The organism is Corynebacterium sp. UMB9976 (assembly GCF_030212265.1).
In the GTDB taxonomy this organism is placed as follows: domain Bacteria; phylum Actinomycetota; class Actinomycetes; order Mycobacteriales; family Mycobacteriaceae; genus Corynebacterium.
Window position 1 is genome coordinate 1 of record NZ_JASODY010000023.1, and the last position, 20,320, is coordinate 20,320.

The 20,320-nt window shown below is 65.8% G+C and carries 16 protein-coding genes; 9 read left to right on the forward strand and 7 right to left on the reverse strand.

Annotated features, from left to right (window positions below):
* Window positions 1-96 precede the first annotated feature (96 nt).
* Window positions 97-489, forward strand: a complete 393-nt coding sequence (locus tag QP140_RS08665) for a hypothetical protein (RefSeq protein ID WP_284759213.1) — start codon at window positions 97-99, stop codon at window positions 487-489.
* Window positions 490-570: 81 nt separating this feature from the next.
* Window positions 571-993: a pyridoxamine 5'-phosphate oxidase family protein gene (locus QP140_RS08670; protein WP_015381358.1), complete on the forward strand. Its 423-nt coding sequence runs from the start codon at window positions 571-573 to the stop codon at window positions 991-993.
* 130 nt (window positions 994-1,123) lie between these two features.
* Here the strand turns inward: QP140_RS08670 and QP140_RS08675 are convergent, their stop codons facing one another.
* The 3 genes from QP140_RS08675 to QP140_RS08685 form a co-directional block, all read right to left on the reverse strand.
* A complete protein-coding gene (locus QP140_RS08675; protein WP_284759215.1) occupies window positions 1,124-2,389 on the reverse strand; it encodes an AI-2E family transporter in 1,266 nt (421 codons plus the stop codon).
* Window positions 2,390-2,499: 110 nt separating this feature from the next.
* Entirely contained in the window at window positions 2,500-4,266 is a 1,767-nt protein-coding gene (locus tag QP140_RS08680) for a metal ABC transporter solute-binding protein, Zn/Mn family (RefSeq protein WP_284759217.1), read from the reverse strand.
* Window positions 4,263-5,072 carry a metal ABC transporter ATP-binding protein gene (locus tag QP140_RS08685; protein ID WP_284759218.1) on the reverse strand — a complete coding sequence of 270 codons (810 nt, stop codon included), beginning with the start codon at window positions 5,070-5,072 and terminating at the stop codon, window positions 4,263-4,265. The genes QP140_RS08680 and QP140_RS08685 overlap by 4 nt, the downstream gene beginning before the upstream one ends.
* A gap of 180 nt (window positions 5,073-5,252) precedes the next feature.
* Here QP140_RS08685 and QP140_RS08690 point away from each other — a divergent pair, with 180 nt between their 5' ends.
* A complete protein-coding gene (locus tag QP140_RS08690; RefSeq protein ID WP_284759219.1) occupies window positions 5,253-6,098 on the forward strand; it encodes a S1 family peptidase in 846 nt (281 codons plus the stop codon).
* 181 nt (window positions 6,099-6,279) lie between these two features.
* Here QP140_RS08690 and QP140_RS08695 read toward each other — a convergent pair whose 3' ends face one another.
* Window positions 6,280-6,609 carry a chorismate mutase gene (locus QP140_RS08695; protein WP_210398572.1) on the reverse strand — a complete coding sequence of 110 codons (330 nt, stop codon included), beginning with the start codon at window positions 6,607-6,609 and terminating at the stop codon, window positions 6,280-6,282.
* 80 nt (window positions 6,610-6,689) lie between these two features.
* Between QP140_RS08695 and QP140_RS08700 the strand changes: the two genes are divergently transcribed.
* Window positions 6,690-9,734 carry a UvrD-helicase domain-containing protein gene (locus tag QP140_RS08700; protein WP_284759222.1) on the forward strand — a complete coding sequence of 1,015 codons (3,045 nt, stop codon included), beginning with the start codon at window positions 6,690-6,692 and terminating at the stop codon, window positions 9,732-9,734.
* A 167-nt stretch (window positions 9,735-9,901) separates the two neighbouring features.
* Here QP140_RS08700 and QP140_RS08705 read toward each other — a convergent pair whose 3' ends face one another.
* The gene (locus QP140_RS08705; protein ID WP_070761796.1) at window positions 9,902-10,645 is read right to left on the reverse strand and encodes a M23 family metallopeptidase; all 744 of its coding nucleotides are present in this window, start codon (window positions 10,643-10,645) and stop codon (window positions 9,902-9,904) included.
* A gap of 427 nt (window positions 10,646-11,072) precedes the next feature.
* Between QP140_RS08705 and QP140_RS08710 the strand changes: the two genes are divergently transcribed.
* From QP140_RS08710 to QP140_RS08725, 4 genes are all read left to right on the forward strand, one after another.
* Window positions 11,073-12,827, forward strand: coding sequence for a cell division protein PerM (locus tag QP140_RS08710; protein ID WP_284759225.1), 1,755 nt, complete (start codon window positions 11,073-11,075; stop codon window positions 12,825-12,827).
* The gene (purN, locus tag QP140_RS08715) at window positions 12,827-13,477 is read left to right on the forward strand and encodes a phosphoribosylglycinamide formyltransferase (protein ID WP_284759227.1); all 651 of its coding nucleotides are present in this window, start codon (window positions 12,827-12,829) and stop codon (window positions 13,475-13,477) included. The genes QP140_RS08710 and purN overlap by 1 nt, the downstream gene beginning before the upstream one ends.
* Window positions 13,470-15,083, forward strand: a complete 1,614-nt coding sequence (purH, locus tag QP140_RS08720) for a bifunctional phosphoribosylaminoimidazolecarboxamide formyltransferase/IMP cyclohydrolase (protein WP_284759229.1) — start codon at window positions 13,470-13,472, stop codon at window positions 15,081-15,083. Before purN ends, purH begins: the two co-directional genes overlap by 8 nt.
* A gap of 155 nt (window positions 15,084-15,238) precedes the next feature.
* On the forward strand, window positions 15,239-16,432 hold the full coding sequence (locus QP140_RS08725) for an acetyl-CoA C-acetyltransferase (protein ID WP_284759231.1): 1,194 nt from the start codon (window positions 15,239-15,241) through the stop codon (window positions 16,430-16,432).
* 67 nt (window positions 16,433-16,499) lie between these two features.
* On the opposite strand, the gene QP140_RS08730 is transcribed toward QP140_RS08725, so the two are convergent.
* Window positions 16,500-17,474 (reverse strand): AEC family transporter, encoded by a 975-nt coding sequence (locus QP140_RS08730; RefSeq protein WP_148813067.1) that lies wholly within the window; start codon window positions 17,472-17,474, stop codon window positions 16,500-16,502.
* A 138-nt stretch (window positions 17,475-17,612) separates the two neighbouring features.
* Window positions 17,613-18,380, reverse strand: a complete 768-nt coding sequence (locus tag QP140_RS08735; RefSeq protein WP_284759233.1) for an RDD family protein — start codon at window positions 18,378-18,380, stop codon at window positions 17,613-17,615.
* Between the two features lie 261 nt (window positions 18,381-18,641).
* Here QP140_RS08735 and QP140_RS08740 point away from each other — a divergent pair, with 261 nt between their 5' ends.
* A complete protein-coding gene (locus tag QP140_RS08740) occupies window positions 18,642-20,135 on the forward strand; it encodes a DUF1846 domain-containing protein (RefSeq protein WP_148812333.1) in 1,494 nt (497 codons plus the stop codon).
* The last annotated feature ends 185 nt before the right edge of the window (window positions 20,136-20,320 follow it).

The window sequence follows — 20,320 nt, forward strand, 5'->3', positions numbered from 1 at the left end:
AGCTATTCTTTGGTGATTTGTGGTGTGTGGTCTGGGGTTATGGTGGCATGCGGACACACTTTTCTTTACTTAACCCTCGGCTGTTAACCTTTCGCTATGGGAGCTAAAACAACTCTTGGAAGGCTGCTCGCAGGTGCTGTGGGCATCCCGGTGCTCACGGTGCTGACGAGCTTCATGATCAATGATCCGAATGCGGCGTGGAGTGTCACAGATGCGCTCATCATGGCGGTGGGGGCGTCGTTGACAACAGCGTGGGTTGCTGCTCTGGGCGGGTACCTTTTCTTGCGGTCGCGCACGGCTCCAGCGAGGCGCACCGTCTTGGCTTGGGCCGGGGTGGGGTGCGCGATGCTGCTCCTTGGGTTTGGTTCGACGGCTCTTTATGCATGGGAAGAAGTCGCGGCAGGGCAGGCGCTGCCCATCATTAACCTCTTTATCTTGCTTATCCCGCTCGGCATTATCGCGGTAGCGGTTGCTTTTTCGCGGTCTTGACTGGGACTGGTGGGGGCTCACGAGTCAGGGTCGGCGATCAGCGTCACGGCACGAAACGCAAAACAGTGCCAGAATGGAAGCATGGCTGATTTTGAGAACCCCATTGAGATCCTGAAGGAAGACGAGGCCCTGGAGCTGATGGGCAACCAGCAGCTCGGTCGCCTGGTCGTTCGCATCAAGGATGACTTCGACATCTACCCGTTGAACTACGTGGTGAACGAAGGAAAGATCTACTTCCGCACCGCGGAGGGCTCCAAGCTGTTCACCGTGTCCATCAACGAGCGGGTGCTCTTCGAAGCCGATGACCACACCGAGGACAAGGCATGGTCCGTCATCGTCAAGGGAAGCGCTCGCATCCTGCAGAAGACGGACGAGATCCAGAAGGCCGACGAGCTGCCGCTGAAGCCGTGGCTGCCGACCCTGAAGTACAACTACGTGGAGATCACCCCTGAGGAGATCTCTGGCCGACGCTTCCAGCTCGGCGAGGAGCCGGAGCGCTACTAGCTCCAGCAACAATCCCTCACGGCGGTTCGTGCAATCACTGACCGAAGTGGGGGATTTTCTCTGCCCAACTGGGCTGAGGTGGGCGTGCCAGTGAGCGAGGAGCGTGCGCTTCTTCGGGAAGGGGAGGGGGCTACTCGCGGGGATCGGTGCTGTTGGTTGAAGCAGTGGACTCGGCATCTTGAGTGGCCTTGGCATCTTTTGTGGCATCGCTAGCCGCCGACTCTCCGGCGGCCTCCTCGTCCTTCGGGTCGGTCAGCCCCCTCGCGGTCCCGGGTTTCCGAAGCTCATAGGCCTCGCCGAGCGCGGGGAACATGTCATTGCCACGCAGATAGCGCACCACCGAGTTCACCAGTGCGGCCACCGGCACTGCGAACACCGCGCCCGCCAGGCCGAAGAGGTACGTGCCCGCGGCCACCACCACGATCACCGCGAGCGGGTGCAGTGCCACCGCGTGCCCCATCAGGAAGGGCTGCAGCACGTGGGTCTCAATCTGGTGCACCGCCGTCACGATGATCACCATGACGATCGCGGTGAACACGCCCTGGTCCACCAGGCCGATCAGCGCCGGCACCGCGCCGGAAATCAGCGCGCCCACGATCGGGACGAAGGAAGCGATGAAGACCAGCACCGAAATCGGAATCGCGAACGGCACCTTCATCACCCAGCAGCCAATACCCACCGAGACCGCGTTCAACGCGGCGACCAGCACCTGGACGTGGGCGAACGTCCCGAGCGAGACCCAACCGCGGCGGAAAGCCTCATCCATTGGCACCTGCGATGCCTGGGGCGCCAGGGATACCAGCCACAGCCAGATGCGCCGGCCCTCATAGAGGAAGAAGAACAGGGTGATCAGGAAGATCAGCAGGGCAGCCCCCGAGTTCACCGCCGTCGTGCCCGTGCGCACCGCGCCGTCCGCGATGGTCTTGGAGTTCTCGGATAGCGCGCCCTGCACGTGGTGGACCATGTCGGAGAGCTTCGCCTGCGTGAGCTTAAATGGGCCGTTCTCCAGCCAATCAACGATCTGATTCACGCCCTGCCGGGCGGAATCCCGCATCGCCGGCACCCCAGAGATCAACTGGGTCGTGAACAGCGTTATGCCCGCCGAGATGAGCCCGATCAGCCCCAGAACCGTCAGCAAGGAGGCCAGGGAGCGGGGGAGGCGCAGCTTGACGTCGAGAAAATTAACGATCGGGGTGAGCATCGCGGAAAACAGCACCGCGATGGCCAGCGGCGCCACAACCACCGCGAGCTTCTCCACCAACCGGGCGCCGACGATCGCCCCGCCCGCGATCAGCAGCAGACACGCGCTCCACCAGGCGGCGAGCACCAGCCCGTACGGCAGATGGGCGCGAGAGGGCAGAATCCGCTGCCTCTGCTCGGAGATAGTTTCAGCCATGCATCAAATAATAAGCCCACGGGCGGCCCGCCACCCACCCTGCTGCAAGAAAATCAGGGGGGAATGCGACCGGGGAAGCCCAACGCATGTGGGCCTCGCGCATTCGCGTTTTAGCGCTTCAGCCCCGCGATCATGGTTTTCAAGTTGCTGCGCAGGAAATCCTCGTAGGTCCCGGCGACCGTGCCCGGCTTGCCGAGTTCATCGGAGTGCAACGGCTCGGCGAAGATCGGAATCCCAGCCTCCTTCGAGACGGTCTTCATGGGGCGCGTATCCACGTTCGACTCCACGAACAGGTGCTTCGGGCGCTTGTCCTTCAGCTGGCGCACGAGGTGTCCGATCTGCGCGGGGGAGCCGTTTTCATCCGTGTCGATCTGCCAGATATACAGCTGCTCCATGCCGTAGGTGTCGACCATGTATTGGAAGGCATGTTCACTGGCCACGAGCACACGATCCTCCTTCGGCAGCGCACCGATCTGCTCGCGGTAGTCGGCGTCGATGCTCTCCAGCATGGCCTTGTACTCTGCGCCCTTCTCCTCGACTTGATCGGCGCGCTCGGGCAGGGCCTCGGCCAGCGCCGCGGTCACGTTTTCGGCCATCGCGATGCCGACGGTCGGGTCCAGGAAGGCGTGCGGGTTGATCTCCTGATTGCCCTTTTCGTCCTTGAGGTACTTCGGTTCCACGCCCTTGGTGGTCTCGACCATCTGGGAATCGTCCAGGCCCGCGGTGTTCTTCAGTTTCGCGAGCCAGCCGTGCTCACCGCCCTCGAGGTTCAGCCCGTTGTAGAACAGCAGGTCGGCGTCGCTCGTCGCATCCAGGTCCGCGGGCAGGGGGTCGTAGTCGTGCGGGTCCGTGCCGGTCGGCACGAGGTTATGGACGTTCACCGCCTCGCCGCCGATCTCCTCCACCAGGTCCGCCAGCAGCGTGAAGGTGGTGACGACGTTCAGCTGCTCACCGTCTGCCTTCTCCTCCGTCGAGAAGGTCACGGCCCCGAACACGAGGGCACCGCCGACCAGGAGGGCCAACAGCGCGGCCAGTGGCTTATTGCCCAGCGAGCGAGCAATCAGTCCCTTGCCTGGCGCGAAGAGGAAAGCCAGCAGGAACAGCGCGCTGGCGGTCAGCACGATCGTCACGCCGGAGGACACGTTGTAGCTATAGCTCAGGAACAGCCCCACTACGGAGCTGAGCGCCGAGATCGCCACTGAAAGCCCGATCATCACTCCCAGCCGGTTCGTCAGCAGGTACGCCGCCGACGCCGGAGTGATCAGCAGGGAGACCACCAGGATCACGCCCACCGTCTGCAGGGAAATGACCGTCACCAGCGTGAGTACCACCATCAGTCCGTAGTGGATTGCCCGCACGGGCACGCCAGCCGACTGCGCCATGATGGGGTCGAAGGTGCTGAGCTTGAGCTCCTTGTAAAAGACCAGCGTGAGAATCAGCACGGCAGCGGCAATACCGATCGAGAGGTTGCGGTCGGCGTCCTGAACGGTCAGGACGTTGCCGAAAAGGATCTCCGTCAGATCCGTCGCCGTCTGTGCTTTCGCCATGAGCAGCACGCCGATCGCGAAGAAGGTGGAAAAGACGATGCCGATCGCCGAATCATTCTTCACCGTGGAGCGTTCGCTGATCAGCCCGATCGCCAGTGTGGCGAGTAGGCCCGCGACCACCGCCCCGAGGAAGAGGTTCGTGCCGAGCAGGTAGGAGGCCGCGACCCCCGGTAATACGGCGTGCGAGATGGCGTCGCCGATCAGGGCCATGCCGCGCAGCACGATGAAGCTGCCGACGATGCCGCAGGCCACGCCCACGATCACCGAGGTGATCAGCGCTTTTTGCAGGTAGCCGTGGCTGAGTAGTGAGTCGAGGAACTCCGCGATCATGCTGTCTCCTCCTGAAGGGCTGCCTGCCGTGGCGTGGGGTGGGCTGGTGCTGACGGCTCGCGGATGACGAGCGCGCCGAAGGCCTTCTGCAGCACGTCGGGGACGAAGACCTCCTCGGTGGGACCCGCCGCGACGAGCTCGCCGTTGAGGACGATGAGGTCGTCGTAGTAGTCGCGCACCGTGTTCATGTCGTGGTGCACGACGACGACGTGCTTGCCCGCGTCCGCCATCTGCCGCAGCAGGGTCACGATCGTCTTCTCGCTGGGGACGTCGATGCCGACGAAGGGCTCGTCCAGGAAGATGTACTCCGCGTCCTGGACGATGGCGCGGGCAAAGAGGACGCGCTGGAACTGTCCACCCGAGAGTTCGCTGATGTGGCGGTGGCGGAAGTCCCACATGTCGACGTCCTTGAGAGCCTGGGTGGCTGCCTTGCGCTCGGCCTTGCCGGGGCGGTGGAAGAGCCCCAGGCGCGGGTAAGTGCCCATCAGGACGGTGTCGAAGACGCTGGTGGGGAAGTTGCGGTCGAGGTCAGAGCGCTGCTCGATATACGCGATTGCGCGGCGCTGCTCGGCGGGGGCCTTGCCGTCGAGGGTGACGGGGTAGTCGGCAGGGGTGCCGGTGGTGCTTGTGCCGTGGACGTGACGCTTGTCCAGGATCTGAAGCATCGCCTTCATGAGGGTGGATTTGCCCGAGCCATTGGGGCCGATGATGCCGTGCATGCCGGGGGAGTCGAGGGTGAAGCTGATGTTCCGAATCGCGGTGTTCGCGCCGTAGCTCACGCTCAAGTTCTGGACGCTAATACTCATGACAGCCAAGAATAGTGTTCAGTTCAATGAATCACCAAGTTCAATGTATTGAACTTTGGGGTGGGGTGGTGTTGGGGGGGGTAGCGCCAGGACCGCCATGCGCGTTGGCGTAGGCGGTGTCTGGTGCGGGCGCTATGGTTAGAGGGAATCGAGCCCCACCTGTCACATAAGGAACACGCCATGCAGCGCACCACCCGGACCCATGCCCGCCACCACCGCACCCTGCGCGGGCGCATCCTGCGAGGTGCTGCGGGTCTGCTCGCCAGCCTCGGCATCGCTGCCGGGCTGGGCGTCGGCACGGCCGGGCAGGCGGCGGCCAACCCGATGGGCTCCCTCGACGCAGCGCTCACGGCCACCGGCCAGCCAGGCCCACACCGCGTGCCGGGGCACTACTTCACCTCGCCCACCGCGCCGGCTGCCCAGCAGCGCATCAAGCCTCGCGCTCTGCTGGGTCCATCCACCCCGATCATGGTGGGCGACAGCATCTGCACCCTCTCGGTGGCGGGCATTGATGCTGCGGGCAACAAGGTGGGAATCACCGCCGCTCACTGTGGCGTGCCGGGCAGCCCGGTGCGTTCCCTCGACGCTCCCGAGGCCGGTGTGATCGGCAAGGTCGTGAAGTTCGGCAACCTGGACTACTCCGTCATCCGCCTTCGCCCCGACGTTCAGCTGACCCGGAACTACGGCCGCGTCGCGCTGAACCGAATCGGCGGCCCGGTGCCTGGCGTGCCAAACGCGGCCTGCAAGACCGGTGTGGCCACCGGTACCAAGTGCGGTCCGGTGCTGGGGCAACTCGGCCAGACCTTCGTGAGCCACATCTGCGCATCCCTCGGGGACTCCGGCGCACCCGTCTACGCGGGCGGCCGCCTGGTCGGCATCCTCAACGGCGGCTTCCAGCCGCTGCCGAGCTGCACCACCCCGCTGCAGGGCCCGCTGCACTCCCCAGCGGTGTCCACCACCTGGGATGCCATCGCGGCGGACATGAAAGCGCTCGGCGGTTCGGGTGCGGGCTTCCGCCTGCCCTAACGGATAGCGTTAGCGGAAGACGCTAGTGCACAGCACTGGCGTGCCGACGCACAGCAACGTCCCTGGCGCCCAAGCGCGAGCGCAGAACCCTCGGTCATAAAGCTGCCCCCGACGACACATCGTCGGGGGCAGCTGCGCGTTGGGGTAGGGTGCGCAGGGGCCTCAGGGAGTGAAGGCGGGGCTAGCCCAGCCGACCGCGGCCAAGCTGCAGCAGCGCCTTGGCGATCTCCACGCCCTCGGAGCCGAACTCCTCGCGGAACTGGTTAATGATCGCCACCTCACGGGTGTAGACCAGGCGGGTACCGCCGGAGCCCAGGCGGGTCTTGCCGATGGCCTTCGAGACGGCGGAGCGGCGGTGGATCGCATCAATGATCGTCCGGTCCATCCGGTTGATCTCCTGGCGATACTTCTGAATCTCCTCATCGGAGAGCGGATCATCGGTACCGGAGGGCATGCGCACCTCGAAGTCCTTAGCCGGAGCCTCCGGCCCATCCCCGATGCCGGGGTTCATCGCTGCGCCATCTTCGCTAGTCATAGCTTTGATTGTACGTCGCGCAGCCGTGTCTGGGGCATCTACTAGCCTGGTAGACGATGAACACTCCTGATGAGCAAGACAGCCTCTTTCCCATGACCCCTGGTGCCGCACGTCCGGCGGGCCAGGCGGCCAGCCACACCGGCGAGCAGCCAGCCACCGGTGCGAGCGGACCGGAGGCAGAACAGGCCGAGGAACTGCCGCTGCCAGAGCCGGAGTTCGACCCTGAGTTCGACCCTGGGTTTGATGCGGCCCCGCCCCCGGAGGACGCCCCACCCGCGGGCTACGAGGAGCTGGTCGCGCTCATGAACGAGGCCACGGCCCAGCCGGGTGCGCAGGGCGAGCACGCCCCCGCGCAGCCGACGGAGAGTCAGTCGCAGGGGCAGCGCCAGCCACGTCAGGGAGCGCAGCGCACCGGGGACGTCGACGACTTCCTGGGAACCGCAAGCAGCGGGAACCGACGTCCTGACACAACAGCAGCGAGCCCCTTCGACCGACGCCACGCGCCGGACAACCGCGAGCAACTGCTGGCCGGGCTCAACCCGCAGCAGAAGGAAGCCGTGCAGCACACCGGCAGCCCGCTGCTCATCGTCGCGGGCGCGGGATCAGGGAAAACCAGCGTGCTGACCCGCCGCATCGCCTGGCTGCTATCCACCGGTGTCGCGCCCTGGCAGATCCTCGCGATCACCTTCACCAACAAGGCTGCGGCGGAGATGCGCGAGCGCGTCGCCGACCTCGTTGGTCCCGCCGCCGAGCGGATGTGGGTCTCCACCTTCCACTCCATGTGCGTGCGCATCCTGCGCAGCAACGCCCACCTCGTGGCGGGGCTGAACACCAACTTCACGATCTACGATTCAGATGATTCCAAGCGCCTGATCACCATGGTCATCAAGGACCACAACCTGGACGTCAAGGAATTCGCGCCCCGTGGCGTGCTGTCCACGATCAGCAACTGGAAGAACGAGCTCGTCGGGCCTGCCGCTGCGAAGGCCGCGGCGGACGCGGACAGCAACTTCCACAAGCAGACTGTTGCCTCCCTGTACGCGGATTACCAAAAGCGCCTCCGGGCGGCGAACGCCGTGGACTTCGACGACCTGATCGGCGAGGTCGTCGGCATCCTGCGCAATAACCCGCAGGTCGCGGAGCATTACCGTCGCCGCTTCCGCCACGTCCTCGTCGATGAGTACCAGGACACCAACCACGCGCAATACGTGCTGGTCTCCACCCTGGTCGGCGAGGAGGGCAGCGGGGGCGGTGAGCTCGCCGTGGTGGGTGATGCGGACCAGTCCATCTACGCCTTCCGTGGCGCGACGATCCGCAATATCGAGGAATTTGAGCGCGATTACCCGAACGCCCACACCATCCTTCTGGAGCAGAACTACCGCTCTACGCAGACCATCCTCTCCGCGGCGAACGCCGTGATCGACCGCAACACCGAGCGGCGACCCAAGAAGCTGTGGACCGACCTCGGCCAGGGCGAGAAGATCGCCGGTTACGTGGCGGATAACGAGCACGACGAGGCCCGCTTCATCGCAGGCGAGATCGACCGGCTCGTCGACGAGGGCGTGGCCTACGGGGATATCTCCATCATGTACCGCACCAACAACGCCTCCCGCGCGCTGGAGGACGTGCTCATGCGCTCCGGGCTGCCGTACAAGGTCGTGGGTGGCACCCGCTTCTACGAGCGCAAGGAGATCCGCGACATCGTGTCCTACCTCAAGGTGCTCGATAACCCGGAGGACACGGTCGCGCTGCGCCGCATCATCAACACCCCGCGGCGGGGCATCGGCGATCGGGCGCTCGCGCAGGTCACCGTCCACGCTGAAGCGCAGGGGGTGAGCTTCGCGCAAGGGCTGCGCGACGCCGCCGAGGACAAGGTCGCACGTCTCGGCGGGCGCGGTCGCAACGCCATCGCGGGTTTCCTCAGGATGATGGAGAACTTGCGGAAAACGGTCGAGGATGCGGAATTGCGCGCCTCCGACGGCAGCCCGTTGGGCCTGCCGGACCTGGGCGCGATCATCGCCGCCATCGTGGAGCAGAGCGGCTACCGGGCCGAGCTGGAGAAGTCCAATGACCCGCAGGACCAGACTCGGCTGGATAACGTCAACGAGCTGATCAGCGTGGGCCACGAGTTCAGCCAGGAGGCCGCCCACCAGAAGGCCTACGAGGAGATGCCCGCAGGCAAGGCGGTGCAGCCCGAGGTGCAGCTCAAGCAGGACGTCGCCGACGCGATGCTCGACGAGGGCGAGGCCCCGCTGGGCAGCGTGCAGGCCTTCCTGGAGCGGGTCAGCCTGGTCGCCGACGCCGACCAGATCCCGGAAGAAGGCGCTGGCCAGATCACGCTGATGACCCTGCACACCGCCAAGGGGCTGGAGTTCCCGGTGGTTTTCCTCACCGGCTGGGAGGACGGCCAGTTCCCGCACATGCGTGCGCTCAGCGACCCGACGGAGCTCGCCGAGGAACGCCGCCTGGCGTACGTGGGCATTACCCGTGCGAAGGAAAAGCTCTACATCTGCCGCGCGATCACTCGCTCCGGCTGGGGCGCGCCCGTGAATAACCCGCCCTCGCGCTTCCTCTCCGAGGTGCCCGAGGAACTGGTGGAGTGGCTCCGCGAGGAACCGGACTGGGCGGGATCCTGGGGCAGCGGTGGCTATGCCGATGGCTCCAGCTTCGGCGGTGGCTCTGGTTACTCGGGTGGCTGGGGCCGCTCCGGGGGCTGGGGCTCGGGTGGTTCTGGCGGCTACGGCAGCCGGAGTGGCGGTTTCGACGGCGGGCGTACCTTCGGTGCGGGCCGTGCTGGTTCCGGATTTAGCTCTGCAGGAAGTGGCTCTGGTGGCGCGTCCGGCGGCAACTCCACCGGCTTCCGGCCGGGCAAGCCTGCGGGCAAGGGTGCGGCCGCGAAGGGCAAGAAGAAGGCCACAGACCGCAGCGGCAAGCCCCTGGAGCTGGCCGTGGGGGATAGCGTCAACCACGATAAGTACGGCCTGGGCACCGTCAAGAGCGTCGATGGTGCGGGCAGCCACACCACCGTCATGATCGACTTCGGCAGCCGCGGCACCGTGCGCCTCATGCTCTTTGGTGGCGTGCCGATGGAGAAGCTCTAGGGGAGGGGTGGCACCGCCCCTAGGGTCGTGCTCTATAGCAGCCCCAGAGCGGTCTTCTAACTAACCCAGAGCGGTCGCTCTAACAAGCCCGGAGGGATCGTATAACAAGAAGAATAGCTCCCGACCCCGTGTGCAGCAGGGTGGGAGCTATTCGCGTACGCGTCGAGCTAGATCTCGATGCCCAGGTCACGCAGCCACGGCACCGGGTCGATCGGGCCGGAGCCATTCGGGTGGATCTCGAAGTGCAGGTGCGGGCCGGTGGAGAAGCCCTCGTTGCCCATACCGGCGATCTTCTGGCCAGCGGTCACGCGGTCACCGACGGAGACGTCGATGGTGGCGATGTGGCCGTAGACGGTGATGTCACCGTTGTCGTGCTTGACGCGCACCCAGTTGCCGAAACCGGAAGCCGGACCAGCGTCGATGACGGTGCCGTCCTTGACTGCGCGGATCGCGGTGCCGATGGCGTTCGCGATGTCCACGCCGTTGTGGTTGGTGCCCCAGCGAGCGCCGAAACCAGAGGTGAAGGAGCCCTCGGCAGGCTTAGCCGCCTGCGGGGCGCGGGATGCGGCATCAGCGGCAGCGCGCTGCTTGGCGAACTCCAGAGCGGAGGAGAGCTGTGCGGACAGGTCCGCGGTGGTCTCCTGCAGCTGCGGGACCTCGAGGATGCGCGGGGCGTCAGCCGCGGAGCTGCCCCCGGCCTCCTGGGCCAGGAAAGAGGAGTCGGCGGCCAGCTCGATGGAGCCATCAGCTGGGGTAGCGGAGTTTGCCTGCTGAGCGCCAGCGGTAGCGCCTGCGGCGCCAGCCGTGGAGACGGCACCCGTTGCAACGGCGACCAATGCGAGACGGCGCTTGGCGCTGTTATCTACCTTGCGGTGCTGGCCAACGCGCCGGGTGCTGGAGGTCTTCTGCACGTTCCTTGCCCTTTCAAGCTTTGGAGACAGTGATCTACTCGCTGGTGTTTCGTAACCAGATCGTTATGAACGAAAGTTACTTTATTGTGTCCTTTCGTATGTTTCAACCAATATTGCGGGAATATAACGACAAGTGAACGCTGTGGCTGGTGTGATTAACGGGTGCATGGCGGGGGAGCGGGGTGAAAGTGCAGCTCAGAGCTTCTTTTCTGCAGGTTAATGTGGGGTGTTTCGTCCCCGTGTCTGCGTGATACACCCAAAAGGGTGGGTAAAGTCACATTCCGCCCGTCCGCGTTTCCATGCCTTCGCCCCCTCGCCAGCTTCGACCAGCGCAGCAGCCATGCGAGGCTCGCCCCGTCTTCGCCCGGAAACGCCGGAAGGTGCAGTGAATGTCACAGTGCGGTCAGGGGCAGGCACAATAGACACTGTGAGTAGACAAGCCGACAACCCCCGTTCCAGACCGCGCCGCAGTGCCGCCCGCCAGGCGGGACGCCGCCCGGCCGGCCCCCACCGGCGCCCACCGGCACGCCCGTCGTCTATTCAGGCCACCCCGGCCGGGCGCTCCCCGGCAGGTCATAGCTCCCAGGACCGCTTCCACCGCTCGGAACGCGGCGAGCGTACCGTCCCGCGCACCGGCCAGCGGCAGCAGCCGGGCAGGGGAGCGGGGCTGAAGCACCGTTGGGAGTTGTGGCGCCCCCACATCAAACGCTTCCTGCCCACCCTGCTGGCTAACCACGGGGTCACGATCGCGATCGCCCTGACCTTCGCGGTGATCGTGGGCATCGGCGCGAAGTTCTCGATGGTGCCCAGCGTTCTCGCCAGCGTTTGGATGGTGGCCAACGCCGCCCCGCTGAAAATGCAGGGCGTGGAGCTGGGCTTCGTCCCACTGCTTCCCGCGATCGCCGTGATCCTCGGGCATTCCCGCCGCATCACGAAGGCGTTGGGGGACAAGGTCAGCGTCCGGGGTTTAAGGGTCTTCGCCACCCTCGGCATCGGCCTGCCGTTGGTGCTGACCTTTATCGCCTGGCTCATGCTCCTGGATGCCGGTCGCGTCTTCGACGTCCAGGCGCCCCACCTGGGGCGGGCCCTGCTGAACACCTTCCTTGTTAATGGTCTTGCCGTGGCCATCGGCATGCGGGGGCGTATCTGGCGGGCCCTGTTGCTGCGCCGCCATTGGCCGACCTGGCCCGTGGAATCCGTCCGCCTGGGCCGGAACTTCCTGGGCTGGATGTGTGTCGCCGGCCTGCTGGGCGTGGTGATCGCCCTGATCGGCAACTGGTCCGCCTTCCGCGCGGCCTATGAGATCGCGCCGGGCTTCTGGCCTGGCGTGGGGCTGACCCTCCTGGCTCTGCTCTACCTGCCGAATGTCGTCATCGGCGCGGCAGCCGTTCTGCTGGGTGGGGAGTACAACCTCGGCTTTGGCCTGTTCAGCCTCTTCAACATCACCAACGTCGAGCTGCCTCCGCTGCCGATCCTGGCGGCCGCGCCGAACGCGCCCATCCCGGGCGGGCCATTCCTCCTGGCGATCCCCGCGATCGTCGCCGTGGCCACCGTCTACCGCTTCGTGCGCCAGCGAAGCTACGTGGAGTCCCCGGTCTTCACGGGCCTGGGAGCGGGGGTTGCTGCCCTGGTGCTCGCCTTCATTGGCGCGTGGCTGGCGCGCGGCGTGCTGGGCACCGTCGGCATCACCGGCCCACTGCCGTGGTTGGCCGCTGTCGAGGCGGGTGCCTGGTTGCTGCTGCCCGCCACCGTGTTGATGTGGTTCTTCGCCCGCGCCGGTGCCGCGGTCACCGAGGCCGTCCCAGCCGACGAGGTTGCTCCTGCCGAGGACAGCGAGCACGAAGACACCGAGCACGAGGAAGACGTCGCGGACTACGACGGCGAGGACGAGGACATCAACGATGACGGGGATGCTGTCGAAGACGACGTCGCCGAAGGCGAAGATGTAGAGGACGACGACGCCACCGCCAACGACGGGGACGAGACCCCCGGTGAAGACGGCGCCGCCGACGCCGCAGTAGAAGACGAAGAAGGCGAAGAGGTCGACAACGCGGACGCCGACGTCGATGTCGACGACGAGACCGCCACCGAAGAAGACGAAGAAAACGACGAGCCCGACAACGCAGACCTCGATGACGAGGGCGAGGCCGACGGTGAAGTCGAGGAGAACGAGGAGAACTAATGAGCCAGAACTTCCACACCACACTGCCCGCGCCCCAGGGCCGGCCGCTGCGCATCGTCGCGCTGGCCTCCGGCTCCGGCACACTCGTCCAGGCCCTCATCGACAACCTGGACTCGGCAAAGGTCGAGCTGCTCGCCATCGGCGCGGACCGCGACTGCACCGCGCTCGACCGCGCCGAGAAGGCAGGCCTGCCGAGCTTCAAGGTGGAGTACGTCCCCAAGGTCACCGACCGGGAGCAGTGGAACCGCGACCTCATCGCCGCACTCGAAAGCTGGGACGCCGACCTCATCGTCTCCGCCGGGTTTATGCGCATCATCGGCGCCGACGTCGTGAATCGCTTCCCGGGCCGCATCATCAACACCCACCCCGCGCTGCTGCCCTCCTTCCCGGGCGCGCAGGCGGTCGTGGATGCCATCGAATACGGCGTGAAAGTCACCGGCTCGACCGTGCACGTGGTGGACGCCGGGGTTGATTCCGGCCCGATCGTGGCACAGGAAGCGGTAAACGTGCACCCAAGCGATAAAGTGGAGACGTTGCACGAAAAAATTAAGCACGTGGAGCGGCGTTTGATCGTGCAGGTCCTGCACGAGATCGCAGGAAACGGACTCACCATCGAGGGACGAAAGGCCCAGATCAGCAGCAATGACTGAACTTTCGAATTCTAAGAACCCAGCGCAGGCAACCGGCGAGCGCAAGCCCATCCGCCGCGCCCTGGTCAGCGTGTACGACAAGACCGGCCTGGAGGAGCTCGCGCAGGGCTTGCACGCCGCCGGGGTGGAGATCGTCTCCACCGGCTCGACCGCCAAGAAGATCGCTGATGCCGGCGTGCCCGTCATCGAGGTCGAGCAGCTCACCGGCTTCCCCGAGGTCCTCGAGGGCCGCGTGAAGACCCTGCACCCGCGCGTGCACTCCGGCATCCTCGCCGACACCCGCAAGCAGGACCACCTTGACCAGCTCAAGGAGCTGGAGATCGAGCCCTTCGAGCTGGTGGTCGTGAACCTCTACCCGTTCACCCAGACCGTCGCCTCCGGGGCCTCCTACGACGAGGTCATCGAGCAGATCGACATCGGCGGCCCGTCGATGGTGCGCGCCGCCGCGAAGAACCACGCCTCCGTCGGCGTGGTCGTGGACCCGACCAGCTACGACGAGGTCGTCGCTGCTGCGAAGGAGGGTGGCTTCACCCTCGCGCAGCGCACCGAGCTGGCCATGAAGGCCTTCCAGCACACCGCCTCCTACGACGTCGCGGTGGCTAGCTGGCTGACCGCCCAGGTCGGCAAGGATGACGAGCAGTTCCCGGCGTGGTCCGGCGCCTCCTACGAGAAGGCCCACGACCTGCGCTACGGCGAGAACCCGCACCAGAAGGCCGCGGTCTACACCGCGCCGGGCGAGGAGCCGGGCCTGGCACAGGCCGAGCAGTTCCACGGCAAGGAGATGTCCTATAACAACTACACGGACGCCGACGCCGCGTGGCGCGCCGCCTGGGACCACGAGCGCCCGGCCGTGGCGATCATCAAGCACGCCAACCCGTGTGGCATCGCCGTGTCCGAGGAGTCCATCGCCGCCGCCCACCGTGCTGCGCACGCCTGTGACCCGATGTCCGCCTTCGGCGGCGTCATCGCCGTCAACCGCCCGGTCAGCGTCGAGATGGCCAAGCAGGTCGCGGAGATCTTCACCGAGGTCATCGTCGCCCCGGACTACGAGGACGGCGCGATCGAGATCCTGAGCCAGAAGAAGAACATCCGCATCCTCAAGGCCGCCGCCCCGACCCGCGCCGCCATCGAGTCCCGCCCGATCTCCGGTGGGCTGCTGCTGCAGGAGCGCGACGTCATCGACGCCAACGGCGACGCCCCGGCCAACTGGACCCTGGCTGCCGGCGAGCCGGCCGACGAGGCCACCCTCGCCGAGCTGGAATTCGCATGGCGCTCCGTGCGCGCGGTGAAGTCCAACGCCATCCTGCTCGCCGCCGACGGCGCGACCGTGGGCGTGGGCATGGGCCAGGTCAACCGCGTGGACGCTGCGAAGCTTGCCGTCGAGCGCGCAAACACCCTGTCCGACGGCGCCGAGCGCGCCAAGGGTGCGGTCGCCGCGTCCGACGCCTTCTTCCCATTCGCTGATGGCTTCGAGGTGCTCGCCAACGCTGGCGTGCGCGCCGTCGTCCAGCCGGGTGGCTCCGTCCGCGACGCCGAGGTCATCGAGGCCGCCACGAAGGCCGGCGTGACGATGTACCTCACCGGGGAGCGCCATTTCTCGCACTAACAGCAAGAGTGTGAACGCTTAGTGAGGGGCCGAGCAGCAGAAACGCTGCCCGGCCTTTTTCTATCTCTCAGGACCCAGACGCGGTGGGGCCAACTATGAGATGATGATCACATCATAAATAGCTCGCCCAGCCGACAACGGGAGGTTTTCACCCCATGCCACTGAACCCGCAGCCACAGGACGTCGTCATCGTCGGCGCCGCCCGCACCCCGCAAGGCCGCCTGCTTGGCGCGCTGTCCCGCAAGACCGCAGTCGACCTCGGCGCCGCCACTATCTCCGCGGTACTCGAGAGGTCCGGCGTGGGCACCGAGCCGGTGGACTACGTCCTCATGGGGCAGGTCGTGCAGGCCGCCGCCGGGCAGAACCCCGCGAAGCAGGCCGCCGTCGCCGCGGGCCTGGGGATGCACGTCCCGGCCATGACCGTCAACAAGGTCTGCCTCTCCGGCCTGGACGCCGTCATCAGCGGCGCACGCATGATCAAGGCCGGGGACGCCACCGTCGTCGTCGCCGGTGGTCAGGAGTCCATGTCCAACGCCCCGCACCTCGCCGCAGGCGTGCGCGCCGGCAAGGGCTTCGGGGGCCTGAAGCTGGACGATGCCCTCGAGCGCGACGGGCTGACCGACCCGGTCCAGGGCACCGCCATGGGCGTGGAGACCGACGAGAACGCCGAGGCAGCCGGCCTGAACCGCGAAGAGCAGGACCGCATCGCCGCGCTGTCCCACCAGCGTGCCGAGCGCGCGATCGCCGAGGGCACCTTCGACGATGAGCTCGTCCCCATCGAGGTCGCCACCCGCAAGGAGACCATCACCGTCTCCCAGGACGAGGGTGTGCGCCCGGGAACCACCGAGGAGGGCCTGGCCAAGCTGCGCCCGGCGTTCCGCAAGGAGGGAACCATCACCGCCGGTTCCTCCTCCCAGATCTCCGACGGCGCGGCAGCCGTGGTGCTGACCACCCGCGAGAATGCCGAGGCCAAGGGCTGGAACATCCTGGCCACCGTCGGCGCGGCCGGGCAGACCGCGGGGCCGGATACCTCGCTGCTTTCTCAGCCCTCCCAGGCAGTGAATGCCGCCCTGGCCAAGGCCGGCTGGGAGACCGGGGACCTGGACTTCCTGGAGATCAACGAGGCCTTCGGCGCGGTCGTCGCTCAGTCCCTCAAGGACCTGGACTACCCGCTGGAGAAGACCAACATCCACGGCGGTGGCATCTCGCTGGGCCACCCGATCGGCTGCTCCGGGGCCCGCGTCCTCGTGACCGCAGCCCACGAGCTCAACCGCCGCGGCAGCGGCAAGGCAGCCGTCTCCCTGTGCGGTGGTGGCGGCCAGGGCGATGCGCTGCTGATCTGGAAGTAACGCCTTCAGAGGGGCTGGGCTGGTATCGGCCAGCCCAGGGGAGGGGAGCCCGCCCAGCTAACCCAAGCTAGCCCAGGAAGAGCACGATCCCTGCCATGATCGGCAGGGAGATCGCCGTGGACACCACCCCGGTGTCCCGGGCCAGCACCTGCTGAGTCTGGAAGCGCTGCGCATAGGTGAACACGTTCTGCCCCGTCGGCAGCGCCCCCATCAGCACCATCGCCAGCAGCAGCTCCCCGCTCGCACCGAAGACCAGCGTGCCGACCAAGAAGGCGAGCGTGGGGTGCAGCACCGTCTTCAACAGGGAAGCCACGAGCACCGACTTGCGCGGGCTGATCCCCGGCTGCAGCACCTTAACCTCGGCCATGGACATGCCGAAGACCACCAGCGCCACGGCGACCATGGACTGGGCGATCAGATCGATCGGGTCCGCGATCAGCGCCGGCAGTTCGAAGCCGAAGCGGGTGTTCATCCAGGCCAGGATCATGCCGACAAAAGCCGAAATCAGCAGGGGAGACTTAAACAGCGCCGAGGCCACCGCCGGCGCCAGCCGGGGACGCGATGCGTCCGACTGCGCACCCGAGCCGCGTTCCTCGGCGATATCCAGCAACAGCACCGCGGTGGGGGCGTAGAGACCCACCTGGAAGAGGATCACCGGCAGCGTGAGCGTCGGGTCGTCTAGCAGATAGGTGGCCAGCGGGATGCCCAGGTTGGAGCCATTGCAGTAGCTGGCTGCGAGCATCCCGATGAGGGATTCCTTGGCGGTGCGGCGGGCGATCCAGTAGAAGAGCGCGAAGCTCGTGAATCCGGTCAGCAGACTGCTGATCGCCACCACCGCGAGGTTGGGGCCGAAGATCTGCCCGAGATCCGCATGGCTCATGAAACGCAGCAGGGTGGCGGGCAGTGCGATCCAGAACACGTACATGTTCAGCGGATAGAGAGCCTTGGGGCCCAGGAGCTGCGTGCGGCCAATGACGTAGCCGAGCCCGATGATGAGGACGACGACGCCGAAGCCGGTGAGCACATTGAGCATGGCTCCTATTGAACCACCCGCCCGCCCCGGAGCGACCGCGAGGGGTGTGGCCAAGCAAGGGGAGGCGGGTGGGCGGACGGTGAGTGGGCACAAGAAACCCCGCCGGGCTGCTGCCACGGCGGGGGAATTCGGAGGGGAGTGGGGGGCTTAGAGCGCCTTCACCACGTAGGCCTTGGCCCACTTATCCGTGTGGGACTGGTTGTACGGATCGCGGGAAATCCCCACGCCGTAGACAATCATGTAGATGAATCCGAGGAAGGGCAGGATGCTCAACAGCCCCTGGATGAGGTAGAAGCTATTGCGCTTCAGGGATTGGCCAAAACTAAGCTGCCCACCCTCGAAGTTCACCACTCGCTGGCCGGTGGCCAGCTTGCCCAGGGAGCCCTTCATGCCGCTGGACTCCATCGCCGCGCGGTAGACGAACCACAGCACGAAGGAGAGCAGTGAGGCGATCCCAACGCCCATCGGCATGTCGACATTGATGCCGTTGGCGGTGTTAAGGAACCAGTCGACGATCTCCTGCTGGGAGGACAGCATCAGGAAAATTGGTGCGCTGGCAACGTTGACCACGATTCCGTCGATGATGAGGCTCAGCAGGCGAATCCATGGGCCCGGACGAGACGGCGCCAGGGGAGCGGTGCCCACCGAGGCCTCGTAGTCCGGCATGCTGGGGAAACCACCGGCGGCAGCGGAGCGCTCATCGCCCATCGGCACGCCGTAGCTATCGGCCCCATAGCCCTGGCTGGCAGGGGAGTCGTTAAACGCGTCCCCCGCGTCGGGCTGGGTGTACCCGCTACCATAAGACCCGTCACCAGAAGCAGCCCCGTTGTATCCACTATTCGGCGTCGATCCGCCGTAGCCACCGTTATCCGGGGTTCCTCCGTGATAGGGATTGTTGTCATAGGGGTTCGTCATCACAGGGCCTTTCGCTCATCGTTTAGCCCCCGCGTCGGTGTGTGCGTGAAGGGCATTGTCCACGAATATAGTTACCCACTATCCAGGCTGCACGGCTGCACCCCTCGGAAGTGCACGGGGGAGCCCCTAAGGAAACGCGAGAAGTTTACGCCCGCGTTCGCCCGGGTCTAGAGTGAAAAGGCGTAAAACAGCCACGCAACGGTGCTCCGCGGGCCGGTGCGCCCAGCGCTGCTAAGGCTTTGAAAGGAACAAGCTACGCCCATGACCCACCGCATCGGTTTCGACCGCGAGAAGTACATCCAGCTCCAGTCCGAGCACATCAACGAGCGGCGCGAGCAGATCGGTGGGAAGCTCTACCTCGAAATGGGCGGCAAGCTCTTCGACGATTATCACGCCTCCCGCGTCCTGCCCGGATTCACGCCGGATAACAAGATCGCGATGCTGGAGAACATCAAGGAAGACGTCGAGATCGTCGTCTGCCTCAACGCCCGCGATCTGGAGCGTGGCAAGGTCCGCGCCGACCTCTCCATTCCGTACGAGGAGGACGCCCTCCGCCTCGTTGACGTCTTCCGCGACCGCGGTTTCCTGGTCAACAACGTGGTGCTGACCCAGCTGGAAGACAGCAACCACATGGCCGTCGCCTTCGCCGAGCGCCTGGAACGCCTCGGCCTGAACGTCGCCCGCCACCGGGTAATCCCCGGCTACCCGACGAACACGGAGCTCGTGGTCTCCGACGGCGGCTTCGGCCTTAACGACTACGTGGAAACCTCCCGCGACCTCGTCGTCGTCACCGCACCCGGGCCCGGGTCCGGCAAGCTTGCCACCTGCCTCTCGCAGGTCTACCACGAGTTCCGCCGCGGGATCCCCGCCGGCTACGCGAAGTTCGAGACCTTCCCGATCTGGAACCTCCCGCTGGAGCACCCGGTCAACCTCGCCTACGAGGCCGCGACCGCGGACCTGGACGACATTAACGTCATCGACCCCTTCCACCTGCAGGCCTATGGCACGCAGGCGACCAGCTACAACCGCGACGTCGAGGTCTTCCCACTGCTGAAAACCCTGCTGGAGAAGCTCTACGGGCACTCGCCGTACCAGTCGCCGACGGACATGGGCGTGAACATGGTGGGCAAATGCATTTCAGACGACGAGCTGTGCCGCGAGGCCGCGAAGCAGGAGATCGTGCGCCGCTACTACAAGGCGCTCGTCGAGGAGCGCCGGGAGGATACGGACGATACCGTCTCCTCGCGCGTGGCGATCGTCATGAGCAAGGTCGGTGCGAGCATCAAGGACCGCCGCGTCGTGGCCGCCGCCAATGAGGTGGAGGAGCGCACCGGCCAGCCGGGCAGCGCCCTGGAGCTAGCGGATGGCACGATTATCACCGGCAAGACCAGCGAGCTGCTGGGCTGCTCAGCGGCGATGCTGCTCAATGCGCTGAAGCACCTCGCGGGCCTGGACGACGAGATCCACCTGCTCTCGCCGAAGTCCATCGAGCCGATCCAGACACTCAAGGTCGACCACCTGGGCTCCCAGAACCCGCGCCTGCACACCGACGAGGTGCTCATCGCCCTCTCCGTGTCCGCCGCCGAATCCGAGGACGCCCGGGCCGCGCTGAAGCAGCTGAAGAACCTCGCGGGCTGCGACGTCCACACCACCACGATCCTGGGCTCGGTGGACGAGGGCATCTTCCGCAACCTCGGAGTGCTGGTGACCTCCGAGCCGAAGTACTGGCGCAAGGCCCTCTACCGCAAGCGCTAAGCACTAGCTGATGCTGATGCCGGAAGTGCCCTCCGGGCCCTTCCTTTGCGTTCCTGAGGGTTAAGTAGCAAAAAGTGTGTCTGATTTTCAGCCTATCCGCTGGTCAGGCCGCATAAAACGGGCTTAAATAAGGTTCCAGACCTTATTCAGGCCCGTTTCTTGTCCAATCCACCGGAATGGCTCCT